A 13,049-nucleotide genomic window follows, 5' to 3' on the forward strand; every position below is an offset into this window, starting at 1 on the left:
CATGAGCTTTGAATCACCGGAATCCCCGCTGCAACCCACGCTCGGCGAGCGCGCGATCGACGCTGCGACCGATGTTTCGCGCACCGTCACGGACGTGTCGGATGGTCTGCGCGCGGCGGCCGATCGGCTGACCGACGCGATCGCGGCATCGCGCCGACCGGGCGGAGTGCTCTCGACGGTGAGTGCGGTCACGCGCGAAGCGCCGCTCGCCAGCCTCTTCGTTGCCTTTCTCGTCGGCATCGCGGTGGCCCGCCGGCGCTAGACGCGAACCTGCCGCAAAAACGTCCCGCGCTAGAAAAACGTCCCGCGCTAGAACTTGCCTTTGGTGGCGTCGTTGGCGGCGGACATCACGTTACCCGTGATCTGCCGCATATGCTCGCCGGCATTGGTGAACTGGCTGCGCAGGAATTCGGACTGAATCCGCATCGCCTCCTGCAGATCGGTCGCGTGCACAAGCTTGCGCGCATGCTCGAACGCCGCCTTCATGTTCTGCTCGGTGAACGAGAGTGCTTGTTTGGATATCTCCGCACCGGTGCCAGGCATCGTCGTCATCGACTTGCTGGCCGCATCGAAGAACAGGCTGAAGGCCTTCTCGGCCTGATCGATGGTCTTCTCCGCGAGATCGCGGAGCTCGGCAGGAACTTCAAGTTTCGGTTCAATCATGATCGCCCCCTGAATAAGCGTCCAGTGACGTTACCATAGATTGTGACGGCGTCAGCCCACATGATCAATCAACGCCGCCGGGCCCGGTTCCGGGGCGCACCGAGGAAAATTGACCTAGGTCGAGTTCAGGCGTGCGGGATACCTCCCCAGCCCCTCGCCGGCTCGAACCTCGGAGGGTGAAGCGCCGTAGCGGCTACGGAAGCTGCGGTTGAAATAGGACTGAATGTTGAAGCCGGCCGCGGACACGATCGCGCCTATCGGAAGGTCGCTGAAGCGCCGATCGGTCAACATCCGGTGGACCCATGCGAGCCGTTTGGAGATTCGGTGAATGTCATCCCCTCAGCCTCGAACAAGCGCTGGATATAGCGCACCGGCAGCCGATGCCGTGCGGAAAGGCCGTCGATCGAGACCTTCTCGCGGCTGATCGTCTGCTCGATATCCGCCTTGATCTCGCGCAGGCGCGCCGCACGGCCACCACCGAGCGTAACCGCAACGGCCGCGTCACGCGATGCACCAAGCGTCAGGGACCATTGGAGCAATGGCGCGCGCGGGCATCGATAGGGTCAGCGAGCGACAGCCCGCCGCAACCTGGCTGACAAGCGGCTCCGCGCCCGCCGATGAATCCATCCCCGACCCGTACAAGCGCATTGCGGCTGAGCTGCTCGACCTCGAAACTGCTGGCCAACCCCACCGCAATGAACAGCCGGTCGCTTTCGACCTGATAGGGCTTACGTCGATAAAGGGCCTGGAAGAGGTCGCCGCGCATGGTGGCAAGGCCGGGCAGCCGGCAAAACAACACATTGGCATCGAGGTTGCCGGAATCGACAGGCTCGATCTCCTGCTTGCACAGGGTGTTTCCATAGACCTCGCGCCAGGCATCGAGCCGATCCTGCGGCGCATAGTCTGCTGTGGAAAATCGGAAGACCGTTCGGTCGGGCCGATGCTCGGCCGTCGCCCAAGATAAGCGGCTCCCACTCACCGTCCCGCCTCCCGCCCATCCCTCAGGGTTAGTTCCCGATCGGTTCATTTCGGTTCAAGACGACTTGACGCCAATATCTCCCTGTTCCGGCATGGAACTCCCCGATCTCGTTACCGTCCGGATTCCAATCGTGTCAGCACTGTGGCATAAGTGATTCGGATTTTCGTTGATGGCGTTGCGTCTCTCCTGGGGGCACGGGGACTACGATGCTGCACACCTTTCGACCGACACCGACCTGCACGCGTTTCAAGACCAGCATAGAGATGCCCTGCATGAAATGCGGCGCGCAGATGCGGCTTGCCCTGATCGAACCGCGCGATCAGGTTTACGACGTGCTGACCTACCAGTGCACGCCCTGCAATTCCGGCGAAAGTTTTCTGAAGGCCCGCTAACCACTCAACACTGCAGCGCCCGAGGGCGTCAGCTCCGGCCCGTCATCGTGCAGCTCGATCAGCCCGAGTTCGACCAGAACGCGCAGGTCCTCGTCGCTGACCGGTGACAATTCGAGCCGGTCGGCCTGGATATCCCGCAGCGTCCAGCGCAAACCGATGGCTCTTTCAAGAGAAAACTCAGCGAATGGATTGTCTGCCATTCGCTCCGACTAGTGCGGCATTTCGATCAGACTTTGGCTTTGCCGCGGCGTCTTTATGGACGCCGCGCAATGATGCTGCGAGGCCGCACGAGCCCCGCAATGCCTCAGTAGCGATACGGCTCGATATCCAGCAGCGGGAACGCGCTGAATACGCTCGGCAGGTTGGTCGGCATCGCCGGATGCAGATAGGATTTATCCAGTTCGGCAAAGCGGGTGACGCCGAGCAGCCCGAGGCAGCGGATCACCTCGTCCTCCAGGAGTTCGAGCATGCGCACGATGCCGGCCTCGCCCGCGGCGGCAAGCGCCCAGCACTGCAGACGGCCGATGCCGACGAGATCGGCGCCCGAGATGATCGCCTTCACGATATCGGTGCCGCGACAGACCGAGCCGTCGACCATGATCTTGGCGCGGCCTGCGACCGCCTGAACGATCTCGGGCAGTACATGCATCGAGCCGCGGCCGTGGTCGAGCTGCCGTCCACCGTGGTTCGACACGTAGATCCAGTCGACCCCGTGATCGACGGCGATCTTGGCGTCTTCAGCAGTGGCGATGCCCTTGACGACGAGTGGAATCTTGAACTTGTCCTTGATCAACTTCACGGTCCGCCACTCCAGCCCCTTCTGGAAGTCGCCGCCAGTGGCGCGAATGCGGCTTTCGCGGACATAGCGCTTGGCAATGTCACGCTCGCGCCGGCTGTAATGGGCGGTGTCTACGGTGAGGCAGAACGCGGCATAGCCGTTGGCGACGGTCCGGGCGACGACATCCTCGACGAACGCATCGTCGCCGCGCACATAGAGCTGATAAATACGCAATGCGTCAGGCGCCGCCGTGGCGGTGTTCTCCAGGCCCGGCTCCGATACCGAGCTCAGCATATGCGCCGCCCCGAACGTTCCCACGCCACGCGCGACGGCAGCGCCAGCCTCGGGATCGAAGATCTCGAGCGCGCCGACCGGCGCGATCATGACCGGCAACCGCAGCTTGCGCCCGAACAGCTCGGTAGACGCATCGACACGCGCGACGTTGCGCAGGACGCGCGGCCGGAAGGCGATTTCATCGAGCGCCATCCTGTTGCGGCGCATCGTGGTCTCGGTCTCCGAGGCACCGACGATGTAGTCCCAGGCATTCTGGTTCAGCTTGGCGCGGGCCTTCCGCACGAATTCATGCAGGTTCTGGTATTCTTCTCCGCTGGCGCCGAGCTCGACATTGCGCGCCGGCTGGATGGGGGTCCCGTCATTCATGGTGTTTCTCTCCCGATTTGGCCGGCACCTTAGCCGCAGACAAACCGCAAAAGCTACCGCCTTGAGCGCCGAATCCCGCGAGCGAAGGTCAGCCATTCGCGCGCGAGATGGATGGGCTTCGCGATCAGAATGCCTGCACCCGAATCCGGCCGCCGCATGGCAGGCTATCCGCCCGAAAAGCGACTTCGGTACTCCGTCGGCGTGACGCCGAGGTGGCGCAGGAACGCCCGGCGCATACGCTCGTCATCGCCGAACCCTGCGCGCTTGGCCACCTCGACGACGCCGCCGATTTGGCGACTCTCGAGCAACAGGCGCGCGGTCTCCACGCGCAGCGCCTCGACGCCACTCGCCGGCGTCATGCCGGTGCGGCTGACATAAGCGCGGGCGAACGTGCGCGGCGTCATTCCGGCCTTCGCCGCCAACGTCTCGACCTTCAGGTCGCTGGCGATATTCTCGATGATCCATGCATGCAACGCGCTGAAGCGCCCCTCGACGTCCGAGGCTTGCGCGGCAAGGACGGTCGAGAACTGGCTCTGACCGCCGGGCCGCTTCAGGAACACTACGAGCCTGCGCGCGACATCGAGCGCGGTGGTGTGGCCAAAATCCTCCTCGATCATGGCGAGCGCCAGGTCGATGCCGGCGCTGACACCGGCCGATGACCAGACCCGTCCGTCCTTGACGAAGATCGCGTTGGGTTCGACGCGGACGTTGGGGAAGCTGTCCTGCAAGCGTGGGCAATAGCGCCAGTGCGTCGCAGCACGCTTGCCGTCCAGGATGCCGGTCCAGGCCAGCGCGAACGCGCCGAGGCAGACCGAGGCGATCCGGCGCGCCTTTGCGATGGCTTCCGTCGTCCAATCCATCAACCTGGCGTCGTCGCGGATCTTCCAGATGCCCGGCCCGCCGGGGATCACCAGCGTGTCGATCTCGCCGGGCAGAACACTGTCGATCGAGGCGGTGTCGACCATCATGCCGACGTCGGTCGGCACCAGCCCACCCGACGTCGAAAGGTAGGACAGCGAATAGCCCGGCCCGGGCAGCTCGATCGCCTCGAGCTCCGCGAACACCTGTGCCGGCCCGGAGATGTCGAGCAGGGTCACGCCTGGAAAGGCCACCATCGCGATCCGTCGCGTCGGTGCCTTGTCGGGCGGCTCGGGCCGGGACGGTTTGGCAGCTTTCGAGGGCATATTGTCCTTTAAGCCATTCGAGGCGCCCCTGTATAGCTCGCGATGGAATACTGGAGTTTCTGCCATGTCGCGACATCTGGGCAGCGGATATCAGGCGCTCAAAACGTCGTGGGCCGACTACGCGATCTACAGTTTCCCCAACGCCTCCCGAATCGAAGACTGCGACCGTCAGCCGCTGATGGATGCGATGAACGGTATCATCGCCGTCAACTGGCAGGCCTCCGAGCCGCACTGGACGGCGGATTCCTCGCCTTTCGACAGCAAGTACAGCCTCATCCTGGTCTATGACGGCTCCGGGCTCGTCGCCTTTTCGGTCTACCGCATTCTGCAGATGTCGGCCGGGCTTGGAATCTACCGCAGCGGCACCGAGGTGCTGCCGGCGCATCAGGGCCGCGGCCTGTACGGCTTCTTCACGGCCGAAGTGCTGAAATGTTCGGGCGCCACCGAGCGAGCCGAAGGCAGCGTGCTGTACGGCTGGCGCACCCGCAATCCCATCGTCTGGGCCGCCAACGCCAAGATTTGCGAGAAAGTGACGCCCTCGCTGCTCGACGACGGGCAGGACCCTGAGCTGCAGGCCGCCTGCGTCGAGATGTGCACGTCGCTCTATCCGGGCAAGCCGCTCGAAATTCCCGACATGATCATGCGCGGCGCCTACGGCCACATCAAGCATCACCGGCAGCCCTATCACGGCGTGGCGTCGCTGGTCGACGCCGCGATGTCGCGCAAGATCCCGAATTCGGCGGATGCGCTGTTCTCGGTCGGCTACGCGAGGGTGTGATGGCGATGGTCGGACAGCAGGCCGTATACGCCCCGACGTCGCGCCTGACCGATCGCGCCTATCTGGCCTGGACGGCGGTCGCGATCGCCTACGCGATCGCTTTCCTGCAGCGCGTCTCGCCGCAATCGGTCAGCCTCAGCTTCATGCACGACTTCAACACCGACGCGGCCGGTGTTGCGATGCTCGCCTCCAGCTATTTCTGGGGCTACACGTTGATGCAGATTCCGGCCGGCCTTCTGGTCGACCGCTACGGCGTCAAGCGCGTCGTGCTGGTCAGCATGATCGCCTCCTCGCTCGGCAGCGCGGCGTTCGCGCTGGCGCCGAACCTGGTCGACGTATTTGCCGCGCGGCTGATCGTCGCCTGCGGCGATGCCCTGGTGTTCACCGCGCTGTTGAAGCTCGTCGCGCAAAGCTTTGCCGACGAGCGGTTCGGCGTGATGTCGGGTATCTCGCAGGTCTCCGGCTATGTCGGCGGCGTGATCGCGACCACGCCGCTCGCTGCGGCGGTTTCCGGCTTCGGCTGGCGGGCCTGCTTCCTGTTCATCGCCTGCATCGGTCTTGCCAACCTCGCCTTCGCGAAGCTCGCGCTCAAACCTGACCCGGCCTCGCACAGCAGCAAGACCTTGAAGGGCGTCGTCGTCGCAGCGCGGCAATCGCTCGCCCATGTCGCGAACTGGGGCTGCGCAATGACGTTCGCGTCGCACTTCGCGGTGGTAACGACGTTGTCCGGCGTCTGGGGTATCCCGATGGTGGCGCACTTCTTCAATATCTCGCCGACGGCCGCAGGCACGCCCCTGCTCGCCTTCATGATCGGCAACGCGCTCGGCTCGATCTTCCTCGGCCACGCCGCCGATCGGGCCGCCACCGCGCTCGACCGCGCGCTGGTCGGCATCTGCGTGCTGCGCATGGCCCTGATTGCGCTGTTGCTGCCGTCGATCGCCCGCACGTTCGGCCTCGTCTACGTCACGGTCGTGTTCACGGCATTGGGCCTCGTTGCCGGCGGCACCGTCCCGCTGGTGCTGAAATGCGTCAAGAAGCTTTACACGGCCGACCTCATTGGCGTCGGCGCCTCCGTGAACACCACGGCCGCCGGAATTCTCGCCGGCCTCTCCCAGCCGGTGATCGGTTTCGCGATGCTTGCCGCCAGCCAGGTCCCCGGAACCGACGCCGTGCACAACGCAACTGCGATCGGCGATGGCGGTTACGTCGCGTTGATAGTCATTCTACTCCTCATGTCGCTGCCTGGTATTGCCGGGCCGTTACTGATGAGGAGCAAGTTGATAGTCCGGTAGTCTCATTACGAGTGAAGGGGGAGTTATGAAGCATTTGTTTTTAAGAAAAGGCGAAGTTGCAGCAAACTTTCCGGTGAGCAGCTGGCAGAGCGTGATGTTCTCCGAGTTCGAAGCGCAGATGAGCAGCGATGCAAGGCCGTTCCCTTGCGTGTTCGGGGTCGCAGGGCATCGCCAGGACCAGCTCCGCTATCTCTTCCTCGATCCGTACGACGTCGACGTGCTCGGCGAGCAGCTCGCGCAATACGTCGCGCAGTCGCGTTCGTTCGGTCCCAATACGTCGCTGATCGTGTTCACGCGGCCGCGACCGGTGCAGACCCTCGACGCCTATTACCGCAAGATGTGGCTGACGCTCGACCAGCTCGCGCGCCTGGACAAGACGCCGTGGCCGGCCGAAATTCCGGAACAGATCGATCATCCGATGTGGGAGTTCTCGTTCGCCGGCGAGCCGATCTTCGTGGTGTGCACGACGCCTGCGCATGTGATGCGGCAAAGCCGCCGCTCCAGCGCCTTCATGCTCACCTTCCAGCCGCGCTGGGTGTTCGAGAAGATTCTCGGCACCGAGAAGGCGGCCAACGCCGCATTCGCCGAGGTACGCAAGCGGCTGATCCCTTACGACAGCGCGAGCCCCTCGCCGATGCTTGGCCGTTACGGTGCGGCCGACGGCCGCGAGTATCAGCAGTACTTCCTGCACGACGACAACAACGCAAGCGGTGGCTGTCCCTTCGCCAAGCTCGCCCAGAACAAGACGCCGCCGATCGAGGACAAGGAGCAGGCCGCATGACCCGCATCATTGCAGGCACGAAGACCGAATTTGCCATCGATCCGGATATCCTGAACCTGCTTCCCGCGCAGGGCTCGGTGGAGCTGCAGCACGACGCGGCAGGCAAGGTGCATCACTTCCATACCCACCCGGTCGATGAGATCCTGATGATCATCAGCGGCCGGTTGAACTTCATCTGGGATAACGGGGAACGCATCGTCGGCGCCGGCGACACGATCCTGTTGCCGGCCGGAACCCGGCACCAGTCGGAGGCGCTGGAAGGCGGCGCAGTCTATGTGATCGCGACGCAACCGCCGGCCAAGCCGATCTTCACCAGCTGAGATTTGAGGAGAAGTGCGAAACCTCAGGACAACGAGGGATCACGCGGCTCAACCGCCAAACGTTCGACCAGCTCGATGACCTCGCAACGCTGGCCGGACGCAAGTCGAAGGAAGGCCTTCAACAGTCGCAGGCCTTCCATTGTTTCGCTCGATGGAGCTCCGAGCTTGTTCCGCAGCTCTGCAACAGGGATGGGATTTTCATCTCGCACCTTAAGTGAGGATCACGAATGGCATACCCAGGCAAACGTGAAGGCTTGGCCCAGAAGGTCGAGACCGCAGCACAGGAGGCCGAGCGTCTCGGCCTGACCACCGCAACCCTGATACTCCGGATGGCACGCCTCGAGATCGATCGGGCGGAGCCGGAGGAAGTTCAAACCATGCCAAGGACCAACCTGCGCAGCAAGCCGAACTGAGGTCCGGACACGGACCGGCTCCGCGCAAAGCGCCCCGTGACACCCGAGTGACCTCGGCACGGGGCGAGTGGCTTTGCGGCGGTTAGCGAACAGATCGCGCCGCGAAACCGAAGGCCGGCCTCGAACTTTTTCCGATGCCGCGCTAAACCGCGTTGCCTGCCTTGCCGAAGGCGCCCGCCTCGGCCAATGCCGCGATGCGCCGGTCATCATAGCCGAGCGTCTTGCGCAGCACATCCTTGGTATGCTGGCCAAGCAATGGAGCAGCAACCGGATCGACCGTCGGCGTCAGGCTCATACCGACCGGCGATTCGATGTTCGGGACCGAGCCTGCGGTCGGATGCGGGATCTTGCTGAGGCGGTGCCGGTCGCGCACCTCGGGGGCATTGAACCCCTCCTCGATTGTGCGCAGATAGCCGACCGGAATATTGGCCTTCTTCATTTTCGCCATCCAGTGCTCGAGCGTGTCGCTCGCGAATACACTCGCAATGATGGCGCGCAGCTTCTCCCTGTTGGCGGTCCGCTGCCTGCGGTGCGCGAATTCGGGATCGGTGACGAGATCGGGACGCTCCAACACCTCGGTCACGAGCCGGCGATAAAGCCGATCGTTGGCGCAGGCCATGTAGAGCGGACCGTCGGACGCCCGATACACACCGACGGTCGGCGAGCCGTTCGGAGAGTTGCCGAAGCGGCCGGGATTATTACCGCTGACCAGATAGGCCATGCCGTAGAAGCCGGTCATTGCGACTGCGATATCGATCAGCGCCACCTCGACCTGCTGACCGCGGCCGAGGCGGTCGCGCGCAATCAGCGCCATCAGGATGGCGTTGCAGGCCGACATGCCGGTCGCCAGATCGACGATCGGCGGTCCGGTGCGCACCGGTTCGCCATCCGAAAAGCCGTTGAGCGACATGAAGCCGCTTTCTGCTTGCGTGATCGGGTCGAAGCCGGGCCGCAGCGCGAACTCGCCCTTGCGGCCATAGGCCGAGATCGAGCAATAGACCAGCCGCGGGTTGCTCGGCGCGACCGATGCGTAATCGAGCCCGAACTTCTTCATCACGCCGCCGGAGAAATTCTCCACCACGACGTCGGCCTTGGCGATCAACGCGCGCGCCACCTCGAGAGCGACCGGATTGTTGAAATCGAGCGCAATGCCACGCTTGTTGCGGTTGAGACTGAGATATGCCGCGCTCTCACCACCGGTCTCGGCGTGCTCGTAGTGGCGTGTGTCGTCTCCGCCATCCGGGTTCTCGATCTTGATCACCTCGGCGCCGAAGTCCGCCAGCGTCTGGGTACAGGCCGGCCCGGCGACAACCCGGGTGAAATCGACGACCAGCAGACCATCGAGCGCCGTCGGGACGCTCGGTCCACGCGGCGTGTGCTCCGGCAATTCGGGTCTCGCGGTCATGATCGGACTTTTCCTGTGTTTATTTTGTCAGACGAAATTCGACTTCGTCGTCGAGCGGCGACGCAACCGCTTTTAGCGAAGCCCCTCGCCACGACCAATTCCGGATTTTGCAGGGCGGGACCTGCGCCCGACATGGCTGCCGCCAGCTGCACAGGGCCTCGACGCACCGTGCACTCAGGCACGTCGTCGCGAGGCATGGTCGCCAAAGGAACTCAGCCGGATCCCGACTCGGCCCGGCGTCGAGCTCAACCGCGCCAGATCGTGGCGTGGCGACACCCGATCGCCACGCCATTCGACATCGTGAGCGAGCGGTCGAGCTACTCCGCCATCATTTCGCCGGAGCCGCCGAACTCGGCTGGAAAATCCTTCAGCTTCGGCAGGCCGTCGCGGATCGGCAGCACCGCCTCGGCGTAGTTGACGTGAACGCCCGGGGCGAAGCTGAGCGTCGGGATCGTTGCGGAAAAGACGTCGACCAGTCCGAGCGTCGGATGATTGGTCATCAGGTGACCGCCGCACTTGCCGCAATATTTGCGCTGGCTCATCGGCGTCTTCTCGAATGTCGCGACGTGCTCGGCGCCCTTGGTGACTTCCACCGCCTCGGGCTTCCAGAGGCTGAACGCATTCACCGGACCGCCCGACCAGGAGCGGCATGAGCGGCAGTGGCAGTAGCCCATCGCTTCCGGCTGTCCCGTGACTTGCAGCTCGACGGCTCCGCAAAAGCAGTTTCCAGTGTGCTTCATGGTTTTGTTCTCCCTGGTGACTTGTTCACGTCAAGCTCCCGTCAGCATCGCGGCACGCGTTTGAGTTATTCGAGCGGGAAAGATGCTGGAGGGGCGCAGGCGCACGCGAAGGTTACATGACAGTTCGCGGCGCTGTCGACCGTTCCGACGCCGACGAACGCGCCGCATCATCGTTGCTGCTTCTGGGGAACCCGAGGCGGCGTCGCAAATCCGTATATCAGCGCCAGCCGGTCCAGGCACTCTTTGAAGCGCCGCGCAAAATAGTCCTGCCAGCGCTGCGTCTGCAGACCGCGCCGCTGCCCGATCTGCTCCATCGTCATGCCGAGGATCAGGACCTCATGGACCAGCATCGACCCGTCGGCGCCGAGCTCATGCTCGGCCCGATTGAGGCGGAGCGTCGCCTGGCGCTGTCCCTCGGTGATCGGCTCGCGCCACTGACCGCCGTCGACATATTCGCGCGTCGTATCCACCGCCCGCGGCCCCCGTTCGGCCCGCTCCCAGTCGGCCTGGAAGGCGCGGCCGCCGCGATACTGCGAATCGTCGATCTGGCGGTGGGCGTGCAACCGCCCGAGCGGATCGTTGCGCACCGAGCGCAGCGCGACGATCTTGTCGCCGGGCTCCAACGCGAGGGGATCGTCGACTTCGACGGTCCCCACCTGGGCATTGTATGGCAAGTCCTGGGCGCGGCGGTCGTGCGCACTGCCCGGATCGTAAGGCTTCCGGCGATTGGCTCGCGGCATTGCTGATTCTCCATTGAGGCTGATGACGGGCGCGCGCGTTCCTGCGCGCGGTGGCGACCGCGGACGGCAGTCAGATGGTCAGGAGGTCGGTTGGTTCAGCCCGCCCCGATGGCGCGGAGCCATTCGGCGCTCAGCACCGGTTTCGCCGACAGTTCGGCGTCGCGGCTCAGCTGGAAATGCGGCGTGCAGTAGCTCGATCCCGGCTGGCGCGGATGACCGCAAAACGTCATCGCCTCGCCCTCGTGGTCGCCGCCATACGGATATCGGCAGTCCCCGGCTTCCAGTTCGAGCAGCGAAAGATGCCGTGGCGCGACCTCGACACAGCGAAGCTCGGGCAGATCCAGGTGACCCGAGAAGATTTTCGGCTGGCGAGGCAGGTCGGCCCGCGGCTCGGTGCGAACCTCACGCGGCTGTTCGAGGCTGGGAGCCTCCAGCGGGGACGGTTCGGGCCGGTTCTCTGGCCGATCGAGCGGTTCCGGCAACGACGGCTCGGGCCGGTCGAGGCTCCCGAGCCCCATGCGCTGGCCCCGGCTGAGGGTGGCATTTCGCGTGTAAGCCGTGCTGAATCTTGCATTAATCGTGTCGGCGATCTCCGAATAGGACATACCCCGGACCCGAAGGTCCCGCAGCGCCGCCGAATGCTCCGGCAGCCAGTTGGTTGCTTCCATTGCAAATTTCCCATTTCTGTCATTCCATCGGCGCCACCGTCATATTCGGATATTCGTAAGGAAAAGTCAAGCTTGTTTTCCGATTATCGGAACGGTTATAATGCTGGGAGATTCGGGAGAGGGTGAACCATGTTGGATGTGGCTTTAATTGAGCGGGCGTTGGAGCGGACGGGCAAGTCCAAGGGCGGGCTTGCCCAGGCGATGGGCGTTCGGGCCGGGGCGGTGTCGGAGATTCTGTCGGGAATCCGACTGATCAAGGCGTCCGAGATCGAGCCGATCGTCGAATATCTCGAGCTGAACCTGATCCCGGTCATGGGCCGGATCGGCGCCGGCGCGACGATCGAGCCGGAATACGAACAGGTGCCGCCCGAAGGCCTCGGCGAGGTCGAGCTGCCGTTCCCGATCTGGGAGGAGACCGTCGCTTTCGAGATCTCGGGCGATTCGATGCTACCGAAATACGAGAATGGCGACGTCATCGTGGTGTATCGCGAGCAGCGCCACCCGCTGTCGAGCTTCTACGGTGAGGAGGCCGCGGTCCGGCTCAAGAGCGGCGAGCGCTATCTGAAGACGATCGAGCGCGGCAGCTCGACCGGCCTGGTCAATCTCAAGAGCTTCAACGCCAAGCCGATCAACGGCGTGAAGCTCGAATGGATCGGCGAGATCGCCCTCACTTTGCCCCGCGGTCAGATCGCGCGGCTGCGCGGCAAGGCGTCGAAGAGCCGCAAATCGGGCAAGGGTGGGAAGAACGCCGACAAATAGCGCGTTGGTTGGGTGAGATGGTGATCCACGACCATATGCTGATAATCGGAAATATATCTTGACAAGGTCGCGGTCGTCGGAGATAATCTCCGGCGACTGTCAAGGCATCGATCTTTCGATTATGCAGTATTTTGTCGTGATGATTGACTATGGCCGCCGTGGCCGCGAGGCGATCGTTGACCCCGAAATGACACGGCGCGAGGTCATCGCGCGGGTCGCATCCGGGGAATATGGCAACATCTGCTTCATCCACGAGATCGTTGCGTCCTCCGTGGAGGACGTCACGGACGACATTCTTGCCGAGGCCGCCCTGCCCGAAATCGGCGTGACCGGCGCGGACCTGCAAGCCAATGCCTTCGACCATGCGCATGACCTGCGCAAGCACGAGCCCGTCTGAGGCCTCGACCGTTCACATGATGATTTCAAAAACGTGATGTTTCGCGGCTCCGGCATCTTGGCCTGAACGAGAAACGGACTAGATATCGTTCACGCGAAGT

The 13,049-nt window shown here is 63.7% G+C and carries 20 protein-coding genes; 9 read left to right on the forward strand and 11 right to left on the reverse strand.

Annotated features, from left to right (window positions below; translation table 11 throughout):
* The first annotated feature begins 1 nt into the window (after position 1).
* Positions 2 to 262: a hypothetical protein gene (locus IC762_RS25450; protein ID WP_195790275.1), complete on the forward strand. Its 261-nt coding sequence runs from the start codon at positions 2 to 4 to the stop codon at positions 260 to 262.
* Positions 263 to 309: 47 nt separating this feature from the next.
* Here the strand turns inward: IC762_RS25450 and IC762_RS25455 are convergent, their stop codons facing one another.
* The 4 genes from IC762_RS25455 to IC762_RS25470 form a co-directional block, all read right to left on the reverse strand.
* A complete protein-coding gene (locus IC762_RS25455; RefSeq protein WP_195784950.1) occupies positions 310 to 663 on the reverse strand; it encodes a phasin in 354 nt (117 codons plus the stop codon).
* Between the two features lie 114 nt (positions 664 to 777).
* Positions 778 to 954, reverse strand: a complete 177-nt coding sequence (locus IC762_RS35805; RefSeq protein WP_195784951.1) for a helix-turn-helix domain-containing protein — start codon at positions 952 to 954, stop codon at positions 778 to 780.
* A complete protein-coding gene (locus tag IC762_RS25465) occupies positions 948 to 1,202 on the reverse strand; it encodes a hypothetical protein (RefSeq protein ID WP_195784952.1) in 255 nt (84 codons plus the stop codon). Before IC762_RS25465 ends, IC762_RS35805 begins: the two co-directional genes overlap by 7 nt.
* Positions 1,184 to 1,642 carry a hypothetical protein gene (locus tag IC762_RS25470; protein ID WP_195784953.1) on the reverse strand — a complete coding sequence of 153 codons (459 nt, stop codon included), beginning with the start codon at positions 1,640 to 1,642 and terminating at the stop codon, positions 1,184 to 1,186. Before IC762_RS25470 ends, IC762_RS25465 begins: the two co-directional genes overlap by 19 nt.
* A gap of 206 nt (positions 1,643 to 1,848) precedes the next feature.
* Here IC762_RS25470 and IC762_RS25475 point away from each other — a divergent pair, with 206 nt between their 5' ends.
* Positions 1,849 to 2,034 (forward strand): hypothetical protein, encoded by a 186-nt coding sequence (locus tag IC762_RS25475; protein WP_195784954.1) that lies wholly within the window; start codon positions 1,849 to 1,851, stop codon positions 2,032 to 2,034.
* Here IC762_RS25475 and IC762_RS25480 read toward each other — a convergent pair.
* The 3 genes from IC762_RS25480 to IC762_RS25490 form a co-directional block, all read right to left on the reverse strand.
* Entirely contained in the window at positions 2,031 to 2,234 is a 204-nt protein-coding gene (locus IC762_RS25480) for a hypothetical protein (protein ID WP_195784955.1), read from the reverse strand. The two genes, IC762_RS25475 and IC762_RS25480, sit on opposite strands and share 4 nt — an antisense overlap.
* Before the next feature lie 104 nt (positions 2,235 to 2,338).
* On the reverse strand, positions 2,339 to 3,472 hold the full coding sequence (locus IC762_RS25485) for an alpha-hydroxy acid oxidase (protein WP_195784956.1): 1,134 nt from the start codon (positions 3,470 to 3,472) through the stop codon (positions 2,339 to 2,341).
* Between the two features lie 164 nt (positions 3,473 to 3,636).
* Positions 3,637 to 4,656 (reverse strand): GlxA family transcriptional regulator, encoded by a 1,020-nt coding sequence (locus IC762_RS25490; RefSeq protein ID WP_195784957.1) that lies wholly within the window; start codon positions 4,654 to 4,656, stop codon positions 3,637 to 3,639.
* 64 nt (positions 4,657 to 4,720) lie between these two features.
* Here IC762_RS25490 and IC762_RS25495 point away from each other — a divergent pair, with 64 nt between their 5' ends.
* The 5 genes from IC762_RS25495 to IC762_RS25515 all read left to right on the forward strand — a co-directional run bounded on the left by IC762_RS25495 (position 4,721) and on the right by IC762_RS25515 (position 8,240).
* Positions 4,721 to 5,434: a hypothetical protein gene (locus IC762_RS25495; protein ID WP_195784958.1), complete on the forward strand. Its 714-nt coding sequence runs from the start codon at positions 4,721 to 4,723 to the stop codon at positions 5,432 to 5,434.
* Complete coding sequence (locus tag IC762_RS25500) at positions 5,434 to 6,726, forward strand: MFS transporter (protein ID WP_195784959.1); 1,293 nt, start codon at positions 5,434 to 5,436, stop codon at positions 6,724 to 6,726. The genes IC762_RS25495 and IC762_RS25500 overlap by 1 nt, the downstream gene beginning before the upstream one ends.
* A gap of 73 nt (positions 6,727 to 6,799) precedes the next feature.
* Entirely contained in the window at positions 6,800 to 7,507 is a 708-nt protein-coding gene (locus IC762_RS25505; protein ID WP_246801233.1) for a YqcI/YcgG family protein, read from the forward strand.
* The gene (locus IC762_RS25510; RefSeq protein ID WP_195784961.1) at positions 7,504 to 7,827 is read left to right on the forward strand and encodes a cupin domain-containing protein; all 324 of its coding nucleotides are present in this window, start codon (positions 7,504 to 7,506) and stop codon (positions 7,825 to 7,827) included. Before IC762_RS25505 ends, IC762_RS25510 begins: the two co-directional genes overlap by 4 nt.
* A 227-nt stretch (positions 7,828 to 8,054) precedes the next feature.
* The gene (locus IC762_RS25515) at positions 8,055 to 8,240 is read left to right on the forward strand and encodes a hypothetical protein (protein ID WP_195784962.1); all 186 of its coding nucleotides are present in this window, start codon (positions 8,055 to 8,057) and stop codon (positions 8,238 to 8,240) included.
* Between the two features lie 142 nt (positions 8,241 to 8,382).
* Here IC762_RS25515 and IC762_RS25520 read toward each other — a convergent pair whose 3' ends face one another.
* From IC762_RS25520 to IC762_RS25535, 4 genes are all read right to left on the reverse strand, one after another.
* Complete coding sequence (locus tag IC762_RS25520) at positions 8,383 to 9,645, reverse strand: CaiB/BaiF CoA transferase family protein (protein WP_195784963.1); 1,263 nt, start codon at positions 9,643 to 9,645, stop codon at positions 8,383 to 8,385.
* Positions 9,646 to 9,962: 317 nt separating this feature from the next.
* On the reverse strand, positions 9,963 to 10,385 hold the full coding sequence (locus tag IC762_RS25525) for a GFA family protein (protein ID WP_195784964.1): 423 nt from the start codon (positions 10,383 to 10,385) through the stop codon (positions 9,963 to 9,965).
* 167 nt (positions 10,386 to 10,552) lie between these two features.
* Positions 10,553 to 11,125, reverse strand: coding sequence for a DUF6456 domain-containing protein (locus tag IC762_RS25530; protein WP_195784965.1), 573 nt, complete (start codon positions 11,123 to 11,125; stop codon positions 10,553 to 10,555).
* A 95-nt stretch (positions 11,126 to 11,220) separates the two neighbouring features.
* Positions 11,221 to 11,793: a GcrA family cell cycle regulator gene (locus IC762_RS25535; protein WP_195784966.1), complete on the reverse strand. Its 573-nt coding sequence runs from the start codon at positions 11,791 to 11,793 to the stop codon at positions 11,221 to 11,223.
* A 129-nt stretch (positions 11,794 to 11,922) separates the two neighbouring features.
* Here IC762_RS25535 and IC762_RS25540 point away from each other — a divergent pair, with 129 nt between their 5' ends.
* Positions 11,923 to 12,552 (forward strand): LexA family transcriptional regulator, encoded by a 630-nt coding sequence (locus IC762_RS25540; protein ID WP_195784967.1) that lies wholly within the window; start codon positions 11,923 to 11,925, stop codon positions 12,550 to 12,552.
* A gap of 121 nt (positions 12,553 to 12,673) precedes the next feature.
* Positions 12,674 to 12,949 carry a hypothetical protein gene (locus IC762_RS25545; protein ID WP_195784968.1) on the forward strand — a complete coding sequence of 92 codons (276 nt, stop codon included), beginning with the start codon at positions 12,674 to 12,676 and terminating at the stop codon, positions 12,947 to 12,949.
* The last annotated feature ends 100 nt before the right edge of the window (positions 12,950 to 13,049 follow it).

It is taken from the genome of Bradyrhizobium genosp. L, assembly GCF_015624485.1.
Classification (GTDB): Bacteria; Pseudomonadota; Alphaproteobacteria; order Rhizobiales; family Xanthobacteraceae; genus Bradyrhizobium.

Excerpts from the sequence above, each read along its gene's own strand:
- IC762_RS25450 (WP_195790275.1), top strand. The coding sequence starts at position 2 with ATGAGCTTTGAATCACCGGAATCCCCGCTGCAACCCACGCTCGGCGAG.
- IC762_RS25455 (WP_195784950.1), bottom strand. The coding sequence starts at position 663 with ATGATTGAACCGAAACTTGAAGTTCCTGCCGAGCTCCGCGATCTCGCG.
- IC762_RS35805 (WP_195784951.1), bottom strand. The coding sequence starts at position 954 with ATGTTGACCGATCGGCGCTTCAGCGACCTTCCGATAGGCGCGATCGTG.
- IC762_RS25475 (WP_195784954.1), top strand. The coding sequence starts at position 1,849 with ATGCTGCACACCTTTCGACCGACACCGACCTGCACGCGTTTCAAGACC.
- IC762_RS25480 (WP_195784955.1), bottom strand. The coding sequence starts at position 2,234 with ATGGCAGACAATCCATTCGCTGAGTTTTCTCTTGAAAGAGCCATCGGT.
- IC762_RS25485 (WP_195784956.1), bottom strand. The coding sequence starts at position 3,472 with ATGAATGACGGGACCCCCATCCAGCCGGCGCGCAATGTCGAGCTCGGC.
- IC762_RS25490 (WP_195784957.1), bottom strand. The coding sequence starts at position 4,656 with ATGCCCTCGAAAGCTGCCAAACCGTCCCGGCCCGAGCCGCCCGACAAG.
- IC762_RS25495 (WP_195784958.1), top strand. The coding sequence starts at position 4,721 with ATGTCGCGACATCTGGGCAGCGGATATCAGGCGCTCAAAACGTCGTGG.
- IC762_RS25500 (WP_195784959.1), top strand. The coding sequence starts at position 5,434 with ATGGCGATGGTCGGACAGCAGGCCGTATACGCCCCGACGTCGCGCCTG.
- IC762_RS25510 (WP_195784961.1), top strand. The coding sequence starts at position 7,504 with ATGACCCGCATCATTGCAGGCACGAAGACCGAATTTGCCATCGATCCG.
- IC762_RS25515 (WP_195784962.1), top strand. The coding sequence starts at position 8,055 with ATGGCATACCCAGGCAAACGTGAAGGCTTGGCCCAGAAGGTCGAGACC.
- IC762_RS25520 (WP_195784963.1), bottom strand. The coding sequence starts at position 9,645 with ATGACCGCGAGACCCGAATTGCCGGAGCACACGCCGCGTGGACCGAGC.
- IC762_RS25525 (WP_195784964.1), bottom strand. The coding sequence starts at position 10,385 with ATGAAGCACACTGGAAACTGCTTTTGCGGAGCCGTCGAGCTGCAAGTC.
- IC762_RS25530 (WP_195784965.1), bottom strand. The coding sequence starts at position 11,125 with ATGCCGCGAGCCAATCGCCGGAAGCCTTACGATCCGGGCAGTGCGCAC.
- IC762_RS25535 (WP_195784966.1), bottom strand. The coding sequence starts at position 11,793 with ATGGAAGCAACCAACTGGCTGCCGGAGCATTCGGCGGCGCTGCGGGAC.
- IC762_RS25540 (WP_195784967.1), top strand. The coding sequence starts at position 11,923 with ATGTTGGATGTGGCTTTAATTGAGCGGGCGTTGGAGCGGACGGGCAAG.
- IC762_RS25545 (WP_195784968.1), top strand. The coding sequence starts at position 12,674 with ATGCAGTATTTTGTCGTGATGATTGACTATGGCCGCCGTGGCCGCGAG.